This is a genomic window from Cupriavidus sp. Agwp_2, from assembly GCF_040784895.1.
Classification (GTDB): domain Bacteria; phylum Pseudomonadota; class Gammaproteobacteria; order Burkholderiales; family Burkholderiaceae; genus Cupriavidus.
The window spans coordinates 1,707,896-1,729,404 of sequence record NZ_CP088084.1 but is presented as its reverse complement, the minus strand read 5'-3'; the positions used below and the strand labels follow the sequence as shown (position 1 = coordinate 1,729,404).

Below are 21,509 nucleotides of genomic sequence, written 5' to 3'. Positions count from 1 at the left end.
ACGTCGGCGTCAGCGCACGAAGCCGATCACGTCCTCCAACCGGCCGCTGGCGTCGCGCAATGCCTCCAGCAGCCGCGGCACGGCGGCCTCATCCAGGCGCTGCTGCGGCCCGGCAATCGCCACCGAGCCCACCACCGCGCTGCGGTCGCGCGACCACAGGGGCAGCGCCAGCCCGGCCACGCTGGCCGCGGCTTCCTCGCGCGTATGGGCCCAGCCGCGTTCGCGCACCTCGGCCAGCTGGTGCTCGGTGCGCTCGCGGTCCAGCGTGCTGTGCGGGCCCATGCGCGCCATGCCCTGGCGATAGACTTCGTCGCGGAAGGCATCGTCCTGGAAGGCGAGCATCGCCTTGGCATGCGCCCCCGCGTACAGCGGAAAGCGCTCGCCCAGCTCGATCGAGAAACGCAGCTGGTGCTGGCTCTGCACCAGCCCCACGCACAGGCCTTCATGGCCGTCGAGCCACGACAGGAACACGGTCTCGCCGCTTTGCGCGGCCAGTTTCTCGAGTACCGGGCGGACGATCTCGTCCGGCGAGAAGCTCTTGCGCAGCACTTGTCCCAGCTCGAACAGCCGCAGCCCCAGCGAATACTTGCCGGTAGCCGCGTCCTGCACCAGGAAGCCATTGGCGGCAAAGGTCGCCAGCACGCGGTGCACCACGGCGTAGTGCACGCCGCTGTGCTTGGCCAGTTCGCGCACGCCCCAGGTGGGCTGGCGCACGGTGAAGTGGGTCAGCAGGGCCAGCGCGCCGTCCAGTGTCTTGAGAGTCATCGATCGTTCCTTCGCATCGGGCTGAATGGTACGGGCAAGCGGCGCGCGGCTCAATCTTTCCGCCCGGAGGCTGCATTGGCCCGCGTCGGCCCGATCGGCCCGCATCGGCCCGCATTGCCCCGCATCGGCAGATACCCACGCCGCCCGCAGGGCCGCGAATCCGTCGCCAGCACGATCCGCGCGGGCTCACTAACATAGCGATCCATCCGCATTGCCGCGGGACTGCGCACGTGTGGCGTACGCCGCCCGCCAACGACAACATGAATCGCGACTCTCTCCCCACCGCCACCGGCATCGCTTACTCGGTGCTGGACCTGGCTCCCATTCCGCAGGGCAGCGACGCCGGCCAGGCCATGCGCAATTCACTCGACCTGGCGCGCCATGCCGAGCAACTGGGCTACCACCGCTACTGGCTGGCCGAGCACCACAACATGCCCGGCATCGCCAGCGCAGCCACCGCGGTGCTGATCGGCTATGTCGCCAACGGCACGCAGACCATCCGCGTCGGCTCCGGCGGCGTGATGCTGCCCAACCATTCGCCGCTGGTGATCGCCGAGCAGTTCGGCACGCTGGCCTCGCTGTATCCGGGCCGCATCGACCTGGGCCTGGGCCGCGCCCCCGGCACCGACCAGGCCACCGCGCGCGCGTTGCGCCGCCATCTGACCAGCGACAGCGCCGATACCTTCCCGCAGGACGTGGAAGAGCTGCAGGCGTATTTCGATGACGTGCGCCCCGGCCAACGCCTGCGTGCCGTGCCCGGTGCCGGCCTGAAGGTGCCGATCTGGCTGCTGGGCTCAAGCCTGTTCAGCGCGCAGCTGGCCGCGGCGATGGGCCTGCCGTTCGCATTTGCCTCGCACTTCGCGCCGGGCTTCATGCGCCAGGCGCTCGATCTTTACCGCCGCACCTTCCGGCCCTCTGGAACGCTGGATCGCCCGTACGTGATGCTCGGCTTCAACGTCTTCGCCGCAGACAGCGCCGACGAGGCGCGCCGCCTGTTCAGCTCGCTGCAGCAGCAGTTCCTGGCGCTGGTGCGCGGCACGCCGGGGCAGCTGCGCCCGCCGGTGGACGACATCGAGTCGCTGTGGACCGAGAGCGAGGCCGACCATATCCGCCGCTCGCTGGCGTGCTCGGTGGTGGGCGATCCGGAGTCGGTGCGCGCCGGCATGCAGCGCTTTGTCGATGACCTGCAGCCGGACGAACTGATGCTGACCGGCCAGATCTATGACCACCAGGCGCGGCTGCGCTCCTTCGACATCGCCGCAGGCGCGGCACGCAGCCTCAAGGCCAACGCCGCACTCTGAGCATCCGGTATGGCGCACGCCGCACTTGCGGCGTGCGCTTGCCGCCGTCTCGTGACTCCTGTCTGCCATTCTGGTTTGCATCCCGCCGATGCGCTCGGATACATTAGAAGGCCGAGACCAGACAGAGGCGCGGCCACCCAGGCACGCGCCCGCACAGTCCGCCCGATCCACCGCCCCCTCAGAGAGACTCCCGGGGCCGACGGCAGCGACGACCAGGAGACAGCGATGGACCTGCGGCAACGCGAGCACATCGAGACGGTGGTCCAGGCCACCACATACCTAGCCCCGCCCGCCGTGCTGGCGGACCGGATCGCGCACGACGCCATCATCCAGAACTCATGGCGGCGCTGCGTGCACCAGTACGGGCTCGATCCTTCGCGCATGCAGGAAGCGCGCATTTTGCCGCAGCCGCGGCTGCGCGAACACCAGGAACGCATCGACGATTTCGCGCGCATCGCACGCCACGGCCTGCAGAGCCTGTACGGCCAGGTGGCGGCGCTGGGGTACGTGGTGCTGCTGACCGATGCGCAGGGCGTGACGGTCGACTATATCGGCGATGCGCGCACCGATGCCGCGCTGCGGCACGCCGGCCTCTATCTCGGCGCGGAATGGAGCGAAAGCGGCGCCGGCACCTGTGCAGTGGGGACGGCGCTGGTCACCGGGCAAGCCCTCACCGTGCACCAGGCCGACCATTTCGACGCGACCCATATCCCGCTGACCTGCACCGCCGCGCCGCTGTTCGACACGCACGGCAACCTGCACGCCATCCTCGACATCTCCGCGCTGACCTCGCCGCATGCCAAGGACAGCCAGGGGCTGGCGTTGCAGCTGGTGCGCATCTATGCCGCCCATATCGAGAACGCCAACTTCCTGCGCGCGCACCGGCGCGACTGGATCCTGAAGCTGAACGTCGCGCCGGAGTTCGTCGACGTCAACCCCGAATACCTGCTGGCGCTGGACGAGGCCGGCCGCATTGTCGGCCACAACCACCGCGCCCGGCTGATGCTGGAGAGCGAGCTGGGCGGCGCGGCCGGCGCCACCGTGCTCGGCCAGCGGTTCGAGGCACTGTTCGGCGCCCGGCTGGAAGAGCTGGGCAACTATGTCTACTCCCGGCCCAGCGAACAGCGGCTGGTGGCGCTGAACCGCAGCGGCGGGCTGCTGTACCTGAGCGTGATGCCGCCCGCGCTGCGCTGGCAGGCACCGGCGAAGGAAGCGCCGGTGGCCATGCCCGACGCGCTGGCCGCACTGACCGGCGGCGATATCGCGCTGCAGCAGCAACTGCAGCGCGCCGCGCGACTGGTCGATTCGCCGATCAACCTGCTGATCCACGGCGAGACCGGCAGCGGCAAGGAGTTCTTCGCCAAGGCCCTGCACCAGGCCAGCTCGCGCCGCAGCGGCCCGTTCATCGCGGTGAACTGCGCGGCGATCCCGGAAACGCTGATCGAGAGCGAGCTGTTCGGCCACCTGCCCAACAGCTTCTCCGGCGCCGGCCCGCGCGGCAAGCGCGGGCTGATCCAGGAAGCCGACGGCGGCACGCTGTTCCTGGACGAGATCGGCGACATGCCGCGCGAGCTGCAGTCGCGGCTGCTGCGCGTGCTGGCCGAGGGCGAGGTGCTGCCGGTCGGCGCCGCAAGGCCCGTGCCAGTGCGGCTGCGCGTCATCTCCGCGACGCACCACGGCCTGGAGCAACTGGTCGCCGAAGGCCGCTTCCGCGAGGACCTCTTCTACCGCCTCAATGGCGCCCGTTTCGAACTGCCGCCACTGCGCGCACGCAGCGACCTCGACTGGCTGATGGCCAAGCTGCTGCAGGAAGGCGCCGGCCAGGCCGTGACGTTGTCGCCGGCGGCACGCGAGCGGCTGCATCGCCATCGCTGGCCGGGCAACCTGCGCGAGCTGCGCAACGTGCTGGAATACGCGCGCGCCGTCTGCGCCGGCGGCTATATCGATGAGCAGGACCTGCCCGACGGCCTCGGGACCGCGGCCATTCCCGCTGCACCCCCGCAAGCTGCGCCGGTTGCCGGCGACAGCGCCGCCGCGCCATTCGACCCGCACCAGCTGCCGCCCGAAGGCATGCTGCTGATGCAGTACCTGCGCGCTTCCGGCTGGAACCTGAGCGCGGTTGCGCGCCAGATCGGCATCAGCCGCATGACCCTGTACCGTCGCATGGAACGTTACGGCATCCAGTCGCCTAACCGGCGCGACGGGGCCGACGACGAGGGCGGCAAGCCCGCCCACTGAGCGGGCTCGCGATACGGCTGTCCACCCGCTGTACACCTGTGCTGTGACACCTGTCACATCGCAGCGCTCCGCTTTGCCTTTCCGCTGCGGGTAATCCCTTGGTTTTTGCGCATTTTTTGCCCTGCGCGCACTGGCACAGCCATTGCAATTTGCCTGTCACCACAATCACAACAGGAGACAGGCAATGGGGCACGCAGCCGGCGCCGGCACGCCACTGGTCGGTATCATCGCCAACCCGATTTCCGCGCGCGATATCCGCCGCGTGATCGCCAACGCCAATAGCCTGCAGCTGGCCGATCGCGTCAATATCGTGCTGCGCCTGCTGGCCGCGCTGGCGTCATGCGGCGTGGGCCGCGTGCTGATGATGCCGGACCGCGAAGGGTTGCGCGTCATGCTGGCGCGGCACCTGGCGCGTCGCCAAGGCCCCGACTCCGACCTGCCCGCCGTCGAATACCTCGACATGCCCGTGACCGCACGCGTCGACGACACGCTGCACGCCGCGCGCTGCATGGCCGACGCCGGCGTGGCCGCGATCATCGTGCTCGGGGGTGACGGCACGCATCGCGCGGTGGTGCGCGAATGTGGCGGCGTTCCGATCGCCGGCCTGTCGACCGGCACCAACAACGCCTACCCCGAGATGCGCGAGCCGACCATCACCGGCCTCGCCACCGGCCTCTACGCCACCGGGCGCGTTCCCGACAAGCACGCGCTTGCCTCCAACAAGCGGCTCGACATCGTCATCCGCGACGGCGACGGCGGCTTTCGCCGCGACATCGCGCTGGTGGATGCGGTGATCTCGCACGAACACTTCATCGGCGCGCGCGCCTTGTGGAAGACCGACACGCTCGCCGCGGTCTATGTGTCGTTCGCCGATCCGCAGGCCATCGGCCTGTCAGCCATCGCCGGCCTGCTCGAACCGCTCGGCCGGCGCGATCCCGGCGGCCTGGCGATCGAGCTGGCCGCGCCGGGCGAAGGCGAATTCGACCTGCGCGCACCGATCGCGCCGGGACTGCTGTGCACGGTGCCGGTGGCCGGCTGGGAGCGCCTTGAACACGGCCGCCCGCACCGCGTGCGCCAGCGCAGCGGCATCGTCGCGCTCGACGGCGAACGCGAGCTGGCGTTCGGCCCTGACGACGAAGTCACCGTGACCCTGCATGAACACGCTTTTCGCAGCATCGACGTGGCGGGCTGCATGCGCTATGCCGCGCAGCATCGGCTGATGCGCAGCAGCAACCCGTTGCTTACCTGCCTTTCCTGAAGTGCAAACCTTGATAGAACGAAGGAGACAGACATGACAGCCAGAGCTTCGAAGGATCCCGGCGCGCTGCCGCTCGACAAGGAGACGCTGCTGACGGTGTACCGGAAGATGCGCACCATCCGCGATTTCGAGGAGCGCCTGCACGTGGACTTCGCGCGGGGCGACATCCCGGGCTTCGTCCACCTGTATGCAGGTGAAGAAGCCGCGGGCGTCGGCATCCTGCACCACCTGAACGATGGCGACCGCATTGCCAGCACGCACCGCGGCCATGGCCACTGCATTGCCAAGGGTGTGGATCCGGTGGCGATGATGATGGAGATCTATGGCAAGAAGGGCGGCTCTTGCAACGGCAAGGGCGGCTCGATGCATATCGCCGACCTGTCCAAGGGCATGATGGGCGCCAACGGCATCCTGGGCGCGGGCGCGCCGCTGATCTGCGGCGCAGCGCTGGCGGCCAAGTTCCGCGGCAAGGGCGAGGTCGGCATCACCTTCTGCGGCGACGGCGCTTCCAACCAGGGCACCTTCCTGGAAAGCCTGAACCTGGCCGCGGTGTGGAACCTGCCGGTGATCTTCGTGATCGAGAACAACGGCTATGCCGAGTCGACCTCGCGCGAATATGGCACGGCCGTGGACAGCTATGTAGACCGCGCCGCCGGCTTCGGCATTCCGGGCGTGACCGTGGACGGCACCGATTTCTTTGCCGTGCACGAGGCCGCCGGCGAAGTCATCCGCCGCGCGCGCGAAGGCGGCGGCCCGTCGCTGCTCGAATGCAAGATGGTTCGCTTCTACGGCCACTTCGAGGGCGATGCGCAGACCTATCGTGCCGCCGGCGAGCTCGACGATATCCGCGCCAACAAGGACTGCCTGAAGCTGTTCGCCCGCACCGTGACGCAGGCCGGCGTGGTCGCGCGCGAGGAACTCGACACCATCGACCGCGAAGTCGCCGCGCTGATCGATCACGCCGTGCAGGAAGCCAAGGCCGCGCCGCTGCCCGGGCCGGAGGACCTGCTCACCGACGTCTACGTCAGCTACTGATCCGCCTCTCGCCAACAAGACGGCTAACCGAACTATCAGGAGACAAACATGGCTCGCAAACTGAGCATCAAGCTGGCGATCAACGAGGCGATCGACCAGGAAATGACCCGCGACCCCAGCGTCATCATGCTGGGCGAAGACATCGTTGGCGGCGCCGGCGCGGATGGCGAGAAGGACGCCTGGGGCGGCGTGCTGGGCGTGACCAAGGGACTGTACGCCAAGCATGGCGACCGCCTGCTCGATACGCCGCTGTCCGAATCGGCCTACGTGGGCGCGGCCATCGGCGCCGCGGCGTGCGGCATGCGTCCGATCGCCGAGCTGATGTTCATCGACTTCATGGGCGTCTGCTTCGACCAGATCTTCAACCAGGCGGCCAAGTTCCGCTACATGTTCGGCGGCAAGGCCGAAACCCCGGTGGTGATCCGCGCCATGGTCGGCGCTGGCTTCCGCGCCGCCGCGCAGCACAGCCAGATGCTGACGCCGCTGTTCACGCATATCCCCGGGCTCAAGGTGGTGTGCCCGTCGACGCCATACGACACCAAGGGCCTGCTGATCCAGGCGATCCGCGACAACGACCCGGTGATCTTCTGCGAGCACAAGAACCTGTACGGGCTGGAAGGCGAGGTTCCGGAGGGCGCCTACGCGATCCCGTTCGGCGAGGCCAATATCGTGCGCGACGGCAAGGACGTGTCGATCGTCAGCTACGGGCTGATGGTGCACCGCGCGCTGGAAGCGGCGGCCACGCTCGCCAGGGAAGGCATCGAAGCGGAAGTGATCGACCTGCGCACGCTGTCGCCGCTGGACATGGACACGGTGCTGGAATCGGTCGAGAACACCGGCCGCCTGGTGGTCGTTGATGAAGCCAGCCCGCGCTGCAACATCGCCACCGATATCTCCGCGCAGGTCGCGCAGCAGGCCTTCGGCGCGCTCAAGGCAGGCATCGAGATGGTATGCCCGCCGCATACGCCGGTGCCGTTCTCGCCCACGCTGGAAGACCTGTATATCCCCAGCGCCGCGCAGATCGCTGCCGCCGCGCGCAAGACCGTGAAGGGAGGCAAGCACTGATGGCAACGGCACAATCCCCCACCATCACCCCGATCGTGATGCCCAAATGGGGCCTGTCGATGAAGGAAGGCACGGTCAATGCCTGGCTCGTCGACGAGGGCACCGAGATTACCGTGGGCATGCCGATCCTCGATGTGGAAACCGACAAGATCGCCAATGCGGTGGAGGCGCCGGACGCCGGCACGCTGCGCCGCAAGGTGGCGCAGGCCGGCGACATGCTGCCGGTCAAGGCGCTGCTTGGCGTGCTGGCTCCGGCGGAGGTGAGCGATGCGGATATCGACGCGTATGTATCGGCTTATGAAGCGCCCGCGGACGACGGCGACGAGGAAGACGCCGCAGCCGCGTACCAGTTTGCCGACGTGGACGGCGTCCGCGTCCGCTACGCCCGCAAGGGCAGCGGCGCCGAGGCGGTGCTCTTCATCCACGGCTTTGGCGGTGACCTGGACAACTGGCTGTTCAACCTCGATCCTCTCGCCGACGCGTACACGGTCGTGGCACTGGACCTTCCCGGCCATGGACAGTCGTCGCCGCGGCTCGCGGGCACGACGCTGGCGCAGATGGCCGGCTTTGTAGCGCGCTTCATGGACGAGACCGGTCTCGAAGCGGCGCACGTGGTCGGCCATTCGATGGGCGGCGGCGTGGCGGCGCAGCTTGCCGTGGACGCGCCCCAGCGGGTGCTGTCGGTGGCGCTGGTGTCGCCGGTGGGCTTCGGCGAAGCGGTCAACAGCGGCTATACCGAGGGCTTCGTCAATGCGCAGTCGCGGCGCGAACTGAAGCCGGTCATTGAACTGCTGTTTGCGGATGCCGGGCTGGTCAGCCGGCAGATGCTGGACGACCTGCTGCGCTACAAGCGGCTGGACGGCGTGACCGAAGCACTGACCGCGCTCGGGCAGGACCTGTTCGGCGGCGGCAGGCAGAAGGAGCAGCCCGGCCAACGTCTGGCCGACAGCGGCAAGCGCGTGCTGGTGGTGTGGGGCGGACAGGACCGCATCATCCCGGCAGGGCATGCCGAGGCGGCGCCGCCTGACGCTACCGTCAAGGTCTTTGCCGATGCCGGCCATATGAGCCAGATGGAGAAGGCCAACGACTTCAACGCGCTGCTCCGGCAGCACCTCGGCGGCTGATGCCGCGGCGCGGGCGGCGGCATGCGCTGCCGCCCGCGTGAGCTTTCCTTCCACCGAAACACGACGACCGTTTCCATGAGCACAGAACTGAAGACCCGCCTCGCCCAGATCAACAAGCAGTTCGGCGCGCTCGCGCACGCCCAGCCCGCCGCGATGAGCGCATTCCAGGGCCTGATGAAGGCCGCCACGCAGGAAGGCAGCCTGCCCGCAGCCATCAAGGAGCTGGTCGCGGTCGCGCTGGCCGTGCAGAAAGGCTGCGACGACTGCGTGCTGTTCCACACGGCGCAAGCGCTGCGGCACGGCGCCGCGCGCGAGCAGCTGGGCGAAGTGCTGGCGCTCAATATCGAGATGGGCGGTGGTCCGGGCGCCATGTATGCGTCGAAGGCGCTGGCCTATTTCGATGCGCTCAACGGCTAGCCTTGCTAGACTCGGCCCTATCGTTTATTGAGCGGCCCACCGGCCGCTGCCGCGCCATGCCTTTTGTGATCGTCGAACCCGCGCCTGCCGGACCGCAGCATGCGGATCCGCTGCAGGAAGAGCTGGCGCTGCTCGAGTTCGCCGCGCAGGGCCGGCAGGTCGCGCAACTGTGGGAAGCGCCGCTGTCGCTGGTGGTGCCGCGTACCTACCAGCGGCATGCCGGCTTCGAGGCCGCGCGCGCCGAGTTCGCGCGGCAAGGCTGCCCCGTGTTCCTGCGCATGTCGGGCGGGGGACTGGTGCCGCAAGGCCCGGGCATCCTCAACCTGAGCCTGGCCTATACCGTGGGCCAGCCGCCCGGTGCGCTCAGCGATGCGGTCTACCTGCACCTGTGCGAGGTCATCGGCAAGGGGCTGCAGGCGCTCGGCGTGCCGACCCATTGGCAGGCGGTGGCCGGGTCGTTCTGCGACGGCCGCTTCAACCTGGCGTGGGGGCCGCCGGAGGCGGCGCGCAAGATCGCCGGCACCGCGCAGTACTGGCGGCGCGCGCCGGCGGCGACGCAGTCTGCGGATGGCCAGCGGCACCTGGTGCTGGCCCATGCGGTGCTGCTGGTGAGCGCTGACCCGGAGCAGATCAACGCGCGCGCCAATGCTTTCGAGGCGGCGATCGACAGCGGGCGCCGCTATGATCCCCGCAAGGTGGTCAGCGTGCGCGAGGCGCTGCTGGCGCAGGGACACGTTCCCGCCGACGGGGCCGAACTGATGGCGCAGGTTTCGCAGGCACTGCGGCACAGCGCCGCGCAGACGCCGCCGCCGGCCTAGTTGGCAGGCAGGAAGCGGATGTCGCCATACCAGGCGCGGGCGGTGCCCTGGGTGTTGTCGGTGTCGGTCAAGATGCCGTACGCCTTGAGCGGGCCCGGTTGCTCATGGAACACGCGTTGGTAGTCCTGCACCACATTGCGGCGCAGGCTTTGCCATTTGCCGGCATCGCCTTGCGCGCCGGAGACGACGATCATCTGCACGCGGCCGCTATGCGGGTTCGGGATGACGCTGCCCGGCTCGGCGCTGTCGGACCACACATACATCAACGTGGCGTAGGGCAGCTCTTCACCGCCGAGGCGCTTGGCCATCTGCATCGTCGCGCGATCCCCGAGCGAGAGCTTGCTCATGTCGCCCTCGAAGAAAAACACCAGCCGGGCGGGCGCATCCTCATGCGCGCTGTCGCTGTTGTCGGCGCCGGGAATCGGGCCTTGCGCCTTCCAGCGCCACGCCACCACGGGTGTGCGGGAGAGATTGACATCCCCCGAGTGCATCAGCGCCGAGGCGGAGTGTTCGGCGTCGGCCTGCAGCACGGTGGCACGGCCATCGGCCACCAGCTGATAGCTGGTCTGCGCCTTGCCGTTGGCCACCGGTAAATTTTTCCAGCCGTCTGGCAGCGCTGCACCCGGTTTGCGCGCGGACACCGAAAGTCCGGGCTGTTCGTCCGCGGCCTGCACGGCAAGCTGCGGCAGCAGCAGCGCGGCACACAAGGCAAGGCGCAGGGCAGGCGTGGCGATCATGGTCGATCCGGAGGGAATATGGCCACGGGGCGTGATGCAAGGCTCGTGCCTATCACGGTGCCAATCACGGTGCCAATCGCCATGCCATCGCCATGCCGAATCGCGCGCCGGCCGCGCAAAAAATTGCGGCCCACGTTGGGGCCGCCAATCGGGAATGCGAGGAGGTCAGTTTCCTCAAGAGACGTTATCGACACCATATGGCCCTGCAAGACCCTACTTTGGTGGGGCGCATTCATCGCAACCTGCCAGGCGAGTGATCGCTTACGCGATAAGGTAGGTGCCACGCGAATCCGGTTCCGCTGCCGCCTTGATCTTGCGGACGTTGGCCTCCAGTTCGGCATGGGCGGCGTCCAGCCATCCCACGCGATGGCGCACCGGATCCTTCGGCGAGAGGTCGCTGGCAGTCAGTTCGCGCAGGAAATAGCGCACCATGCTCCCGGCCCGAGCGGGTACGGGCATCATGCCCAGCAACTGGTCGCGCGCGAGCAGCCGCCGGCTGACGGCATGCCGGAGTCCGGCCCAGGCGGTGCGGCCCAGCGCGATATAGAACGCGTCGGGGCGCATCTGCCGGACGGCGTCGAGAAACTGGTTTTCGAAGACTTCGCGAAGCATGGGTGCCGCCATCAAGTCTTCAAAGGGGCCGTCGAACGCGAGCCCGCGCCGGGTGGTGGCATGCGGCAGCAACGCCAGCGGCTGCAGCCGCTCGAAGCCGTCGTTCCATAGCGCCGCGGCATGCGGCAGGCCGACCAGCTCGGGTACGCGGAAGTGGTCGAGCATGCGGATCAGGTTCGGACGAACCAGCTTGCCGCCCAGCTCCACCCGCCGCTTGTTCTCGCGCTGGATCACGCGGCCCGGCGTGTGGTCGCGCATCAGCTCCTCGGTAACCGACGCTGCCAGCCGCACATGGGCATGGCCGGGGGTGGTGCTGACCAGCACCAGCTGCGCCTGCGGGTTCAGGTATTCGCACGGTACGTAGTGCATGGCGTACGTACCGTCTTGCGCGACCAGGACTGGTCTGGCAATGACACCGGTTGCGCCCGCAAGCCGTACCTGCGAGCAATATGCTTCGATGAAATTGGTCAAGGATTCCCCCCGCGCGCGACGCTTCTGGATACGTTTTTCTTGTTTTGCTTTTCGTTCATGGTAAGCCGGGGCTGCATGGCAGACAAAGCGCGCGGTGCCGGATTAGCCTGAATACGACGGGACCTTCGTGGGACAGCCAACACACTGGCGGCGGCACCCCTCGATCGGGTGGGGGGCGTGGTCCTGAGCCTGCACTGTAGCTCGGGGCTGGCGTCAGGACGATGACATGCCAATGCATGCGAGCGGGTCAGCAGCCCTGGTTCAGGGACGAGCGGGAAGAAAAAACCGGACACGAAGCGTGTCCGGTAACCCATTTGCTGACTCAGGTCGTGTCAGAACCCGAGGACTCAAATAGTAACGATTATCATTTGCGACGACAACAGAAATCCGTTGCTTCTTAGCCGATCGACGTCTCGATCGCGATCTGCCCGGACAGCGTCTTGTGTACGGGGCAACGGTTGGCGACCCGCAGCAGGTCGTCCAGGATCTGGGGCGTCAGTTCACCGCTGACCTTGACCTCGCGTTTCAGCGTATAGGTTCCGTTGGCGTCTTCATGGGCGACCGACACGTCGATGCTGGCTATGGCGTAGCCCTTTCGCTTGGCATAGAGCTGCAGAGTCAGGGTCGTGCACGCGGCCAGCGCGGAGTCGAGCAAGTCGTGCGGGCTCGGGTTGCTGGTATCACCGCCGGCGGAGGCATCCAGGTCGGCCTGCCATTTGGCGGTGCCGTTGCTCAGGTGGCAGATGGTGTTGCCCTGGCTGGGCTGCCAGGTCGCTTGGATAGTCATCGGTCGTCCCCATCTAATAAGGAAGCGGCCCGGCGGGCCGGAGCAGCCCATTCTATACAGCGTATTGCATGTCATTGGAAGCGGCGCAAGCGGCGCTTTTTCCGGGGTTTCGGACTTTTCCGAAAAAGTGCTTGCCAACCCTGTCACGCTCCCTTAATATTCGCCCCCTCGCAACACAACGCGGCGCTGCAAAGCAGCACTGGCAAGGGTTGCGGGGTCGACCGGGAGGTTGGCGCAGCGAAGTTTGCAGCGCTGACCGCAGCAAAAAAAGCTTGCTGAAACGGTTGACGAAACGAAGAAAGCTCTGCATAATCTCGTTTCTCTGCTGCAGACAACGCAGCGCGCTGAACGGCGAAGCCGGGAAGCGAAGTTCTTTAACAAACAAACAACCGATAAGTGTGGGCGCTGGGTAGCGGACGCCACTGTCTTCGGACGGTGCTGCTTCACAAGTTATACAGTGCTCGCACAGCAAAACGTGACTGGGTCTTCGGATCTGGTCAGTCAGTTTTCTGAGAGTGAGCGACCGCTCGAAAGAGCGAGGGAGCCGCGAGGCTTCCACACAGAGATTGAACTGAAGAGTTTGATCCTGGCTCAGATTGAACGCTGGCGGCATGCCTTACACATGCAAGTCGAACGGCAGCACGGGCTTCGGCCTGGTGGCGAGTGGCGAACGGGTGAGTAATACATCGGAACGTGCCCTGTCGTGGGGGATAACTAGTCGAAAGATTAGCTAATACCGCATACGACCTGAGGGTGAAAGCGGGGGACCGGTAACGGCCTCGCGCGACAGGAGCGGCCGATGTCTGATTAGCTAGTTGGTGGGGTAAGAGCCTACCAAGGCGACGATCAGTAGCTGGTCTGAGAGGACGATCAGCCACACTGGGACTGAGACACGGCCCAGACTCCTACGGGAGGCAGCAGTGGGGAATTTTGGACAATGGGGGCAACCCTGATCCAGCAATGCCGCGTGTGTGAAGAAGGCCTTCGGGTTGTAAAGCACTTTTGTCCGGAAAGAAATGGCTCTGGTTAATACCCGGGGTCGATGACGGTACCGGAAGAATAAGCACCGGCTAACTACGTGCCAGCAGCCGCGGTAATACGTAGGGTGCGAGCGTTAATCGGAATTACTGGGCGTAAAGCGTGCGCAGGCGGTTTGATAAGACAGGCGTGAAATCCCCGAGCTTAACTTGGGAATGGCGCTTGTGACTGTCAGGCTAGAGTATGTCAGAGGGGGGTAGAATTCCACGTGTAGCAGTGAAATGCGTAGAGATGTGGAGGAATACCGATGGCGAAGGCAGCCCCCTGGGACGTCACTGACGCTCATGCACGAAAGCGTGGGGAGCAAACAGGATTAGATACCCTGGTAGTCCACGCCCTAAACGATGTCAACTAGTTGTTGGGGATTCATTTCTTCAGTAACGTAGCTAACGCGTGAAGTTGACCGCCTGGGGAGTACGGTCGCAAGATTAAAACTCAAAGGAATTGACGGGGACCCGCACAAGCGGTGGATGATGTGGATTAATTCGATGCAACGCGAAAAACCTTACCTACCCTTGACATGCCACTAACGAAGCAGAGATGCATCAGGTGCCCGAAAGGGAAAGTGGACACAGGTGCTGCATGGCTGTCGTCAGCTCGTGTCGTGAGATGTTGGGTTAAGTCCCGCAACGAGCGCAACCCTTGTCTCTAGTTGCTACGCAAGAGCACTCTAGAGAGACTGCCGGTGACAAACCGGAGGAAGGTGGGGATGACGTCAAGTCCTCATGGCCCTTATGGGTAGGGCTTCACACGTCATACAATGGTGCGTACAGAGGGTTGCCAACCCGCGAGGGGGAGCTAATCCCAGAAAACGCATCGTAGTCCGGATCGTAGTCTGCAACTCGACTACGTGAAGCTGGAATCGCTAGTAATCGCGGATCAGCATGCCGCGGTGAATACGTTCCCGGGTCTTGTACACACCGCCCGTCACACCATGGGAGTGGGTTTTGCCAGAAGTAGTTAGCCTAACCGCAAGGAGGGCGATTACCACGGCAGGGTTCATGACTGGGGTGAAGTCGTAACAAGGTAGCCGTATCGGAAGGTGCGGCTGGATCACCTCCTTTCTAGAGGCTTGTGTCTCAAGCCTAGCGTTCACACTTATCGGTTTGTTTGCTGTTACAGCCAAGGGTCTGTAGCTCAGGTGGTTAGAGCACCGTCTTGATAAGGCGGGGGTCGTAGGTTCAAGTCCTACCAGACCCACCAAGTTATCCATGCGGGGGATTAGCTCAGCTGGGAGAGCACCTGCTTTGCAAGCAGGGGGTCGTCGGTTCGATCCCGTCATCCTCCACCATCGCTTCGATGGGCCTGGTTACCTTGGATTGGTGGTCAAATGCAAGCGCTTAGGATTGAGCGTTTGCATTTGGCATTGCCAAGCGATCGCAAGATCGGCTGTTCTTTAACAATATGGGATGTAGTAAAGGTGTCGCGCGAGCGTTGATGAGACGCTGCAGTACCAACGCGATACCGGGTTGTGATTGTATCAACCAAAATGTATTTAAGTGATCGAAAGATGACTTGGAATACGGCACAAATGCGAGAACTCAACCTGTAGTGAGCGGTGTCATAGAGCGCAAGCTTGAGACACACTTGTTATAGGGTCAAGCGAACAAGTGCATGTGGTGGATGCCTTGGCGATCACAGGCGATGAAGGACGCGGTAGCCTGCGAAAAGCTTCGGGGAGCTGGCAAACAAGCTTTGATCCGGAGATGTCCGAATGGGGAAACCCGGCCCGAATGGGTCATCCCACACTGAATTCATAGGTGTGGGAAGCGAACGCGGCGAACTGAAACATCTAAGTAGCTGCAGGAACAGAAATCAACCGAGATTCCCAGAGTAGTGGCGAACGAAATGGGAACAGCCTTGTACTCTTTAGCAGCATTGTTAGCAGAACGGGATGGAAAGCCCGGCCGTAGCAGGTGATAGCCCTGTATGCGAAAACAGCGTTGTGGAACTAGGTGTACGACAAGTAGGGCGGGACACGTGAAATCCTGTCTGAAGATGGGGGGACCATCCTCCAAGGCTAAATACTCGTGATCGACCGATAGTGAACCAGTACCGTGAGGGAAAGGCGAAAAGAACCCCGGGAGGGGAGTGAAATAGATCCTGAAACCGCATGCATACAAACAGTCGGAGCCTGGCAACGGGTGACGGCGTACCTTTTGTATAATGGGTCAGCGACTTACATTCAGTGGCAAGCTTAACCGATTAGGGCAGGCGTAGCGAAAGCGAGTCCGAACAGGGCGTTGAGTCGCTGGGTGTAGACCCGAAACCAGATGATCTATCCATGGCCAGGTTGAAGGTGCGGTAACACGTACTGGAGGACCGAACCCACTAACGTTGAAAAGTTAGGGGATGAGCTGTGGATAGGGGTGAAAGGCTAAACAAATCTGGAAATAGCTGGTTCTCTCCGAAAACTATTTAGGTAGTGCCTCGTGTCTCACCTTCGGGGGTAGAGCACTGTCATGGTTGGGGGGTCTATTGCTGATTACCCCGCCATAGCAAACTCCGAATACCGAAGAGTGCAATCACGGGAGACAGACATCGGGTGCTAACGTCCGGTGTCAAGAGGGAAACAACCCAGACCGCCAGCTAAGGTCCCCAAATATAGCTAAGTGGGAAACGAAGTGGGAAGGCTAAAACAGTCAGGAGGTTGGCTTAGAAGCAGCCACCCTTTAAAGAAAGCGTAATAGCTCACTGATCGAGTCGTCCTGCGCGGAAGATGTAACGGGGCTAAGCTATATACCGAAGCTGCGGACGCACAGCAATGTGCGTGGTAGGAGAGCGTTCTGTAAGCCTGTGAAGGTGTCTTGTAAAGGATGCTGGAGGTATCAGAAGTGCGAATGCTGACATGAGTAGCGATAAAGGGGGTGAAAGGCCCCCTCGCCGTAAGCCCAAGGTTTCCTACGCAACGTTCATCGGCGTAGGGTGAGTCGGCCCCTAAGGCGAGGCAGAGATGCGTAGCTGATGGGAAGCAGGTTAATATTCCTGCACCGTCGTATGATGCGATGGGGGGACGGATCGCGGAAGGTTGTCCGGGTGTTGGAAGTCCCGGTCCCTGCATTGGAGAAGGCGCTTAGGCAAATCCGGGCGCGGAATTCAAGGATGTGGGGCGAGCGGCCTAGTGCTGCGAAGCAATTGGAAGTGGTTCCAAGAAAAGCCTCTAAGCTTCAGTCATACGAGACCGTACCGCAAACCGACACAGGTGGGCGAGATGAGTATTCTAAGGCGCTTGAGAGAACTCGGGAGAAGGAACTCGGCAAATTGGTACCGTAACTTCGGGATAAGGTACGCCCTGGTAGCTTGACTGGCCTGCGCCAGAAGGGTGAAGGGGTTGCAATAAAATGGTGGCTGCGACTGTTTAATAAAAACACAGCACTCTGCAAACACGAAAGTGGACGTATAGGGTGTGACGCCTGCCCGGTGCCGGAAGATTAAATGATGGGGTGCAAGCTCTTGATTGAAGTCCCGGTAAACGGCGGCCGTAACTATAACGGTCCTAAGGTAGCGAAATTCCTTGTCGGGTAAGTTCCGACCTGCACGAATGGCGTAACGATGGCCACACTGTCTCCTCCCGAGACTCAGCGAAGTTGAAGTGTTTGTGATGATGCAATCTCCCCGCGGCTAGACGGAAAGACCCCATGAACCTTTACTGTAGCTTTGCATTGGACTTTGAACCGATCTGTGTAGGATAGGTGGGAGGCTTTGAAGCGTGGACGCTAGTTCACGTGGAGCCGTCCTTGAAATACCACCCTGGTTTGTTTGAGGTTCTAACCTTGGCCCGTGAATCCGGGTCGGGGACAGTGCATGGTAGGCAGTTTGACTGGGGCGGTCTCCTCCCAAAGTGTAACGGAGGAGTTCGAAGGTACGCTTGGTACGGTCGGACATCGTACCTAAAGTGCAATGGCAAAAGCGTGCTTAACTGCGAGACCGACAAGTCGAGCAGGTGCGAAAGCAGGACATAGTGATCCGGTGGTTCTGAATGGAAGGGCCATCGCTCAACGGATAAAAGGTACTCTGGGGATAACAGGCTGATACCGCCCAAGAGTTCATATCGACGGCGGTGTTTGGCACCTCGATGTCGGCTCATCTCATCCTGGGGCTGTAGCCGGTCCCAAGGGTATGGCTGTTCGCCATTTAAAGAGGTACGTGAGCTGGGTTTAAAACGTCGTGAGACAGTTTGGTCCCTATCTGCCGTGGGCGTTGGAATCTTGACGGGGGCTGCTCCTAGTACGAGAGGACCGGAGTGGACGTACCGCTGGTGTACCTGTTGTCTCGCCAGAGGCATCGCAGGGTAGCTATGTACGGAAGAGATAACCGCTGAAAGCATCTAAGCGGGAAACTCGCCTGAAGATGAGGATTCCCTGGAGGCTTGACCTCCTTGAAGGGTCGTTCGAGACCAGGACGTTGATAGGCTGGGTGTGGAAGCGCAGTAATGCGTTAAGCTAACCAGTACTAATTGCCCGTAAGGCTTGATCCTATAACCAGTGTGTTTCACCTGGTGTGTGTGATCGTGTCGGTGCCCTCGGTTGGCACAATACGCACAACCCAAGACTACATCCCGATTCGCAGCGTTGGCCTCAACCTCAGCGCTGCACCCCCTTATGCCTGGTGACCATAGCGAGTTGGAACCACCCCTTCCCATCCCGAACAGGTCCGTGAAACGACTCCGCGCCGATGATAGTGCGGATTACCCGTGTGAAAGTAGGTCATCGCCAGGCTCTTATTGTGCAAAACCCCTCGACAGCGTGTGCTGCGAGGGGTTTTTGCTTTGGAGCTTCCGCATTACCCGCTTGGCCTTTCGTGCCTCGCATCGACGTAATACCATCAGGGCTGGATTAGCATCTTTCTCTTCATGTCAGCCGACGACGCCTGGTATCTCTATTTGCTCGAATGCACAGGTGATTCCATCTACACCGGAATCACGACCGACGTTGCCCGTCGTTTCGCCCAGCATCTGTCGGGAAAAGGCGCCAAATATACCCGCTCGCGCAAGCCGATCCGGGTCATGGCCCAGCTCCGTTTTGAAACCAAATCGGAAGCGCTGAAGGCGGAAATCGAGATCAAGCGAATGAGTTCGGCGCAGAAGCGTGCTTTTTGCGCGCAGTACGAGAGCGAAAAGTAAAGCGGCCAGGACCAAAATGCGATCCTGGCCGTTTTGGCTGACGCGTCGCCTCAGACTACCGTCAACGTCACGTCGATATTGCCGCGGGTGGCATTCGAGTACGGGCAAACCTGGTGAGCCTGTTCCACCAGCTTCTCCGCCGCTTCGCGCTCGAACCCAGGCAGCGAGATCTTCAGTTCCACCTGGATGCCGAAGCCTTGGGGGATCGGTCCGATGCCAACGGCGCCTTCGATCGAGGCGTCTGCCGGCACATTGATTTTTTGCTGGCCGGCCACATACCGGATTGCGCCCAGGAAGCAGGCCGAGTAGCCGGCGGCAAACAGCTGTTCCGGGTTCAGTCCGTTGCCGGCGCCACCCATCTCCTTGGGCACTGCCAGCTTGACGTCCAGTTGGCCATCGGAGGTCGTGGCCCGGCCATCGCGGCCGCCGGTGGCTTTGGCATTGGCGGTATAAACGACTTTTTCGAGTTTCATTTAAGGCTCCGGTTTGGTTGTCCGCAGGGGACTATCAAGGCTTGCCGTCATGCGGCAGTGGGAAATCGGTACGCGCTGATTCCAGCGTGGACCGCAGTTCATGCAGGCGCTGCGTCAGGGCCTGGATCTCTTCGATCGGGCACTGCGTCGCGCACAACATCTGTTCGGGAATGCGTTCGGCCGTTTTGCGCAGAGCCAGGCCGGACTCGGTCACCGCCACCAGCACCCGGCGCTCGTCGCCGGTGTCACGGTTGCGTGTGACCAGCCCGGCTGCTTCCAGGCGCTTCAGCAGCGGCGTCAGGGTGCCGGAATCCAGCGCAAGGCGTGCGCCCAGATCCGATACCGTCAGCGTTTCACTCTCCCACAATACAAGCATCACCAGATATTGCGGATAAGTGAGTCCAAGCTCACCAAGCATGGGCTTGTACAGCTTGGTCATCGCAAGCGATGTCGAATACAGAGCAAAGCATAGTTGCCGATCGAGCAGCAGCCAATTCGGGGTGGCGTCATTGTCGCGTTCCATGGCTATATCTTATACGCAATTAGATTGTGCGCAATATAAATTAGGAAGTCGCAATGAAAGTTTCGAATGAGGCACACAAGACCTTAAGTCTGTTTTAAGTCTGGGTCGCTAGCATGATCCCGTCGCGTCGCAAAGTGCCGACGCCAGATCTTCTACGAAAGGACCTGACATGATTCGCCAGACCATTGCTCGCACGGCCGTCGGTATCGCCGCCCTCGCCGCCCTGGGCGGCGGGTATGCCTATCTGCAGAAGGAAGTCATCACGCCCGGATATGCCGCCCCCACGCCGGCGCCCGTCGCGGCCACGCAGCCGGCCGCCGCCATAGCCACGCCGGGGGACTTCTCCGGCATCGTTGCCCAGTACGGGCCCGCCGTGGTCAATATCAGCGTGACCGCGCGCGCGCAGCGCACTGCGGCGCAGATGCCGCCGGGAATCGATCCGGACGATCCGTTGTTCCAGTTTTTCAAGCGATTCGGCCCGCAGTTCCAGGGCCCGCAAGGTGGCCAGCAGCAACTGGTACGCGGTTTGGGCTCCGGCTTTATCGTCAGTCCCGACGGGCTGATCCTGACCAATGCGCACGTCGTCGACGGGGCGCAAGAGGTGACCGTCAAGCTGACTGACCGTCGCGAGTTCAAGGCCAAGGTGCTGGGCACCGATCCGCAGACCGATGTGGCGGTGATCCGCATCGATACCAAAAACCTGCCGACGGTTCGGCTGGGCGACCCGTCGCGGGTACGCGTCGGCGAGCCGGTGCTGGCCATCGGTTCGCCGTATGGCTTCGAGAATACCGTGACTGCCGGCATCGTCAGCGCCAAGTCACGCTCGCTGCCGGATGACACCTACGTGCCGTTTATCCAGACGGACGTGGCCGTTAACCCGGGCAACTCAGGCGGCCCGCTGTTTAACCAGCGTGGCGAGGTGATCGGCATCAACGCGCAGATCTACAGCCAGACAGGCGGCTACCAAGGGCTGTCGTTCGCGATTCCGATCGACGTGGCCACCAAGGTGCAGCAGCAACTGGTGGCGACCGGCAAGGTCACGCGCGGCCGCCTCGGCATCAGCGTGCAGGAAGTCAACCAGGCGCTGGCGCAATCCTTCGGCTTGCCCAAGCCGACCGGGGCGCTGGTCAACTCGGTCGAACCGGACAGTCCCGCTGCCCGCGCCGGCCTGAAGCCGGGCGATGTGATCGTGCAACTGGGCAATGACATGATCGACCATTCGGGCGACCTGCCCGAGCATGTGGCCGACCTGAAGCCCGGCACGCAAAGCTCGCTGAAGATCATTCGCAAGGGCGAGCCGATGACCTTGTCGGTGAAGATCGGCACGGCCAGGGACCGGGCGGTGGCGCAGAAGGGCGGCGCCAACGAGGCCAGCGGCCGGCTGGGGCTGGCAGTGCGTCCGCTGTCGCCGGCGGAAAAGCGCGATAGCGGCATCGAAGGCGGCCTCGTGGTAGAAGACGTGACCGGACCCGCGGCGCGGGTCGGCATCCAGCCCGGCGACGTGATCCTGTCGCTCAACGGCACGCCGATTGCTTCGGTCGAGCAGCTGAAATCGCTGGTGGCAAAGTCCGGCAAGCAGGTAGCGCTGCTGGTGCAGCGCGACGATGCCCGCATCTTCATTCCGCTCGATATCGGTTGACACCGAGCGCTGCGGGCACTGCCCGCTAATCGTTAACAGACAAGGCTTTTGCGTAAACGCGGGCCGTATACCTCGACCGGTATACG

The 21,509-nt window shown here is 63.4% G+C and carries 16 protein-coding genes, 2 tRNA genes and 3 rRNA genes; 15 read left to right on the top strand and 6 right to left on the bottom strand.

Annotation, left to right across the window (positions count from 1 at the left end; translation table 11 throughout):
- Positions 1 to 9 precede the first annotated feature (9 nt).
- Positions 10 to 765, bottom strand: a complete 756-nt coding sequence (locus LPA45_RS25590) for an IclR family transcriptional regulator (RefSeq protein ID WP_317921761.1) — start codon at positions 763 to 765, stop codon at positions 10 to 12.
- A 260-nt stretch (positions 766 to 1,025) separates the two neighbouring features.
- Here LPA45_RS25590 and LPA45_RS25585 point away from each other — a divergent pair, with 260 nt between their 5' ends.
- The 8 genes from LPA45_RS25585 to LPA45_RS25550 all read left to right on the top strand — a co-directional run bounded on the left by LPA45_RS25585 (position 1,026) and on the right by LPA45_RS25550 (position 10,021).
- Positions 1,026 to 2,066, top strand: a complete 1,041-nt coding sequence (locus LPA45_RS25585) for an LLM class flavin-dependent oxidoreductase (RefSeq protein WP_116323624.1) — start codon at positions 1,026 to 1,028, stop codon at positions 2,064 to 2,066.
- A 225-nt stretch (positions 2,067 to 2,291) separates the two neighbouring features.
- Complete coding sequence (locus tag LPA45_RS25580) at positions 2,292 to 4,304, top strand: sigma-54-dependent Fis family transcriptional regulator (protein ID WP_367395049.1); 2,013 nt, start codon at positions 2,292 to 2,294, stop codon at positions 4,302 to 4,304.
- A gap of 184 nt (positions 4,305 to 4,488) precedes the next feature.
- Complete coding sequence (locus LPA45_RS25575) at positions 4,489 to 5,562, top strand: ATP-NAD kinase family protein (RefSeq protein ID WP_116323622.1); 1,074 nt, start codon at positions 4,489 to 4,491, stop codon at positions 5,560 to 5,562.
- A 33-nt stretch (positions 5,563 to 5,595) separates the two neighbouring features.
- Positions 5,596 to 6,597 carry a thiamine pyrophosphate-dependent dehydrogenase E1 component subunit alpha gene (locus tag LPA45_RS25570; protein WP_116323621.1) on the top strand — a complete coding sequence of 334 codons (1,002 nt, stop codon included), beginning with the start codon at positions 5,596 to 5,598 and terminating at the stop codon, positions 6,595 to 6,597.
- Positions 6,598 to 6,645: 48 nt separating this feature from the next.
- The gene (locus LPA45_RS25565; RefSeq protein WP_116323620.1) at positions 6,646 to 7,662 is read left to right on the top strand and encodes an alpha-ketoacid dehydrogenase subunit beta; all 1,017 of its coding nucleotides are present in this window, start codon (positions 6,646 to 6,648) and stop codon (positions 7,660 to 7,662) included.
- Positions 7,662 to 8,786, top strand: coding sequence for an acetoin dehydrogenase dihydrolipoyllysine-residue acetyltransferase subunit (locus LPA45_RS25560; RefSeq protein WP_317925488.1), 1,125 nt, complete (start codon positions 7,662 to 7,664; stop codon positions 8,784 to 8,786). The genes LPA45_RS25565 and LPA45_RS25560 overlap by 1 nt, the downstream gene beginning before the upstream one ends.
- Positions 8,787 to 8,861: 75 nt before the next feature.
- Positions 8,862 to 9,203 (top strand): carboxymuconolactone decarboxylase family protein, encoded by a 342-nt coding sequence (locus tag LPA45_RS25555; protein WP_116323618.1) that lies wholly within the window; start codon positions 8,862 to 8,864, stop codon positions 9,201 to 9,203.
- Between the two features lie 56 nt (positions 9,204 to 9,259).
- Entirely contained in the window at positions 9,260 to 10,021 is a 762-nt protein-coding gene (locus LPA45_RS25550) for a lipoate--protein ligase family protein (RefSeq protein WP_317925491.1), read from the top strand.
- Here LPA45_RS25550 and LPA45_RS25545 read toward each other — a convergent pair.
- From LPA45_RS25545 to LPA45_RS25535, 3 genes are all read right to left on the bottom strand, one after another.
- Positions 10,018 to 10,758 carry a DUF3047 domain-containing protein gene (locus LPA45_RS25545; RefSeq protein ID WP_317925493.1) on the bottom strand — a complete coding sequence of 247 codons (741 nt, stop codon included), beginning with the start codon at positions 10,756 to 10,758 and terminating at the stop codon, positions 10,018 to 10,020. The genes LPA45_RS25550 and LPA45_RS25545 overlap by 4 nt on opposite strands.
- A gap of 261 nt (positions 10,759 to 11,019) precedes the next feature.
- Positions 11,020 to 11,841, bottom strand: a complete 822-nt coding sequence (locus tag LPA45_RS25540; protein ID WP_116323615.1) for a hypothetical protein — start codon at positions 11,839 to 11,841, stop codon at positions 11,020 to 11,022.
- A 397-nt stretch (positions 11,842 to 12,238) separates the two neighbouring features.
- On the bottom strand, positions 12,239 to 12,628 hold the full coding sequence (locus LPA45_RS25535; RefSeq protein ID WP_116323614.1) for an OsmC family protein: 390 nt from the start codon (positions 12,626 to 12,628) through the stop codon (positions 12,239 to 12,241).
- A 568-nt stretch (positions 12,629 to 13,196) separates the two neighbouring features.
- Between LPA45_RS25535 and LPA45_RS25530 the strand changes: the two genes are divergently transcribed.
- From LPA45_RS25530 to LPA45_RS25505, 6 genes are all read left to right on the top strand, one after another.
- Positions 13,197 to 14,730 (top strand): 16S ribosomal RNA (locus tag LPA45_RS25530).
- A 62-nt stretch (positions 14,731 to 14,792) separates the two neighbouring features.
- Positions 14,793 to 14,869, top strand: a tRNA-Ile gene (locus tag LPA45_RS25525).
- A 12-nt stretch (positions 14,870 to 14,881) separates the two neighbouring features.
- Positions 14,882 to 14,957 (top strand) — tRNA-Ala (locus tag LPA45_RS25520).
- Between the two features lie 305 nt (positions 14,958 to 15,262).
- Positions 15,263 to 18,143, top strand: a 23S ribosomal RNA gene (locus tag LPA45_RS25515).
- Positions 18,144 to 18,270: 127 nt separating this feature from the next.
- Positions 18,271 to 18,384, top strand: a 5S ribosomal RNA gene (gene rrf / locus LPA45_RS25510).
- The 16S, 23S and 5S rRNA genes sit together here with 2 tRNA genes alongside, the layout of an rRNA operon.
- 134 nt (positions 18,385 to 18,518) lie before the next feature.
- A complete protein-coding gene (locus tag LPA45_RS25505) occupies positions 18,519 to 18,788 on the top strand; it encodes a GIY-YIG nuclease family protein (RefSeq protein WP_317921834.1) in 270 nt (89 codons plus the stop codon).
- A 50-nt stretch (positions 18,789 to 18,838) separates the two neighbouring features.
- On the opposite strand, the gene LPA45_RS25500 is transcribed toward LPA45_RS25505, so the two are convergent.
- Together LPA45_RS25500 and LPA45_RS25495 are read right to left on the bottom strand one after the other, a co-directional pair.
- Entirely contained in the window at positions 18,839 to 19,261 is a 423-nt protein-coding gene (locus LPA45_RS25500; protein WP_116318936.1) for an organic hydroperoxide resistance protein, read from the bottom strand.
- 34 nt (positions 19,262 to 19,295) lie between these two features.
- Complete coding sequence (locus LPA45_RS25495) at positions 19,296 to 19,784, bottom strand: MarR family winged helix-turn-helix transcriptional regulator (protein WP_116318935.1); 489 nt, start codon at positions 19,782 to 19,784, stop codon at positions 19,296 to 19,298.
- Between the two features lie 169 nt (positions 19,785 to 19,953).
- Between LPA45_RS25495 and LPA45_RS25490 the strand changes: the two genes are divergently transcribed.
- Positions 19,954 to 21,423: a DegQ family serine endoprotease gene (locus LPA45_RS25490; RefSeq protein ID WP_317921833.1), complete on the top strand. Its 1,470-nt coding sequence runs from the start codon at positions 19,954 to 19,956 to the stop codon at positions 21,421 to 21,423.
- Positions 21,424 to 21,509 lie beyond the last annotated feature (86 nt).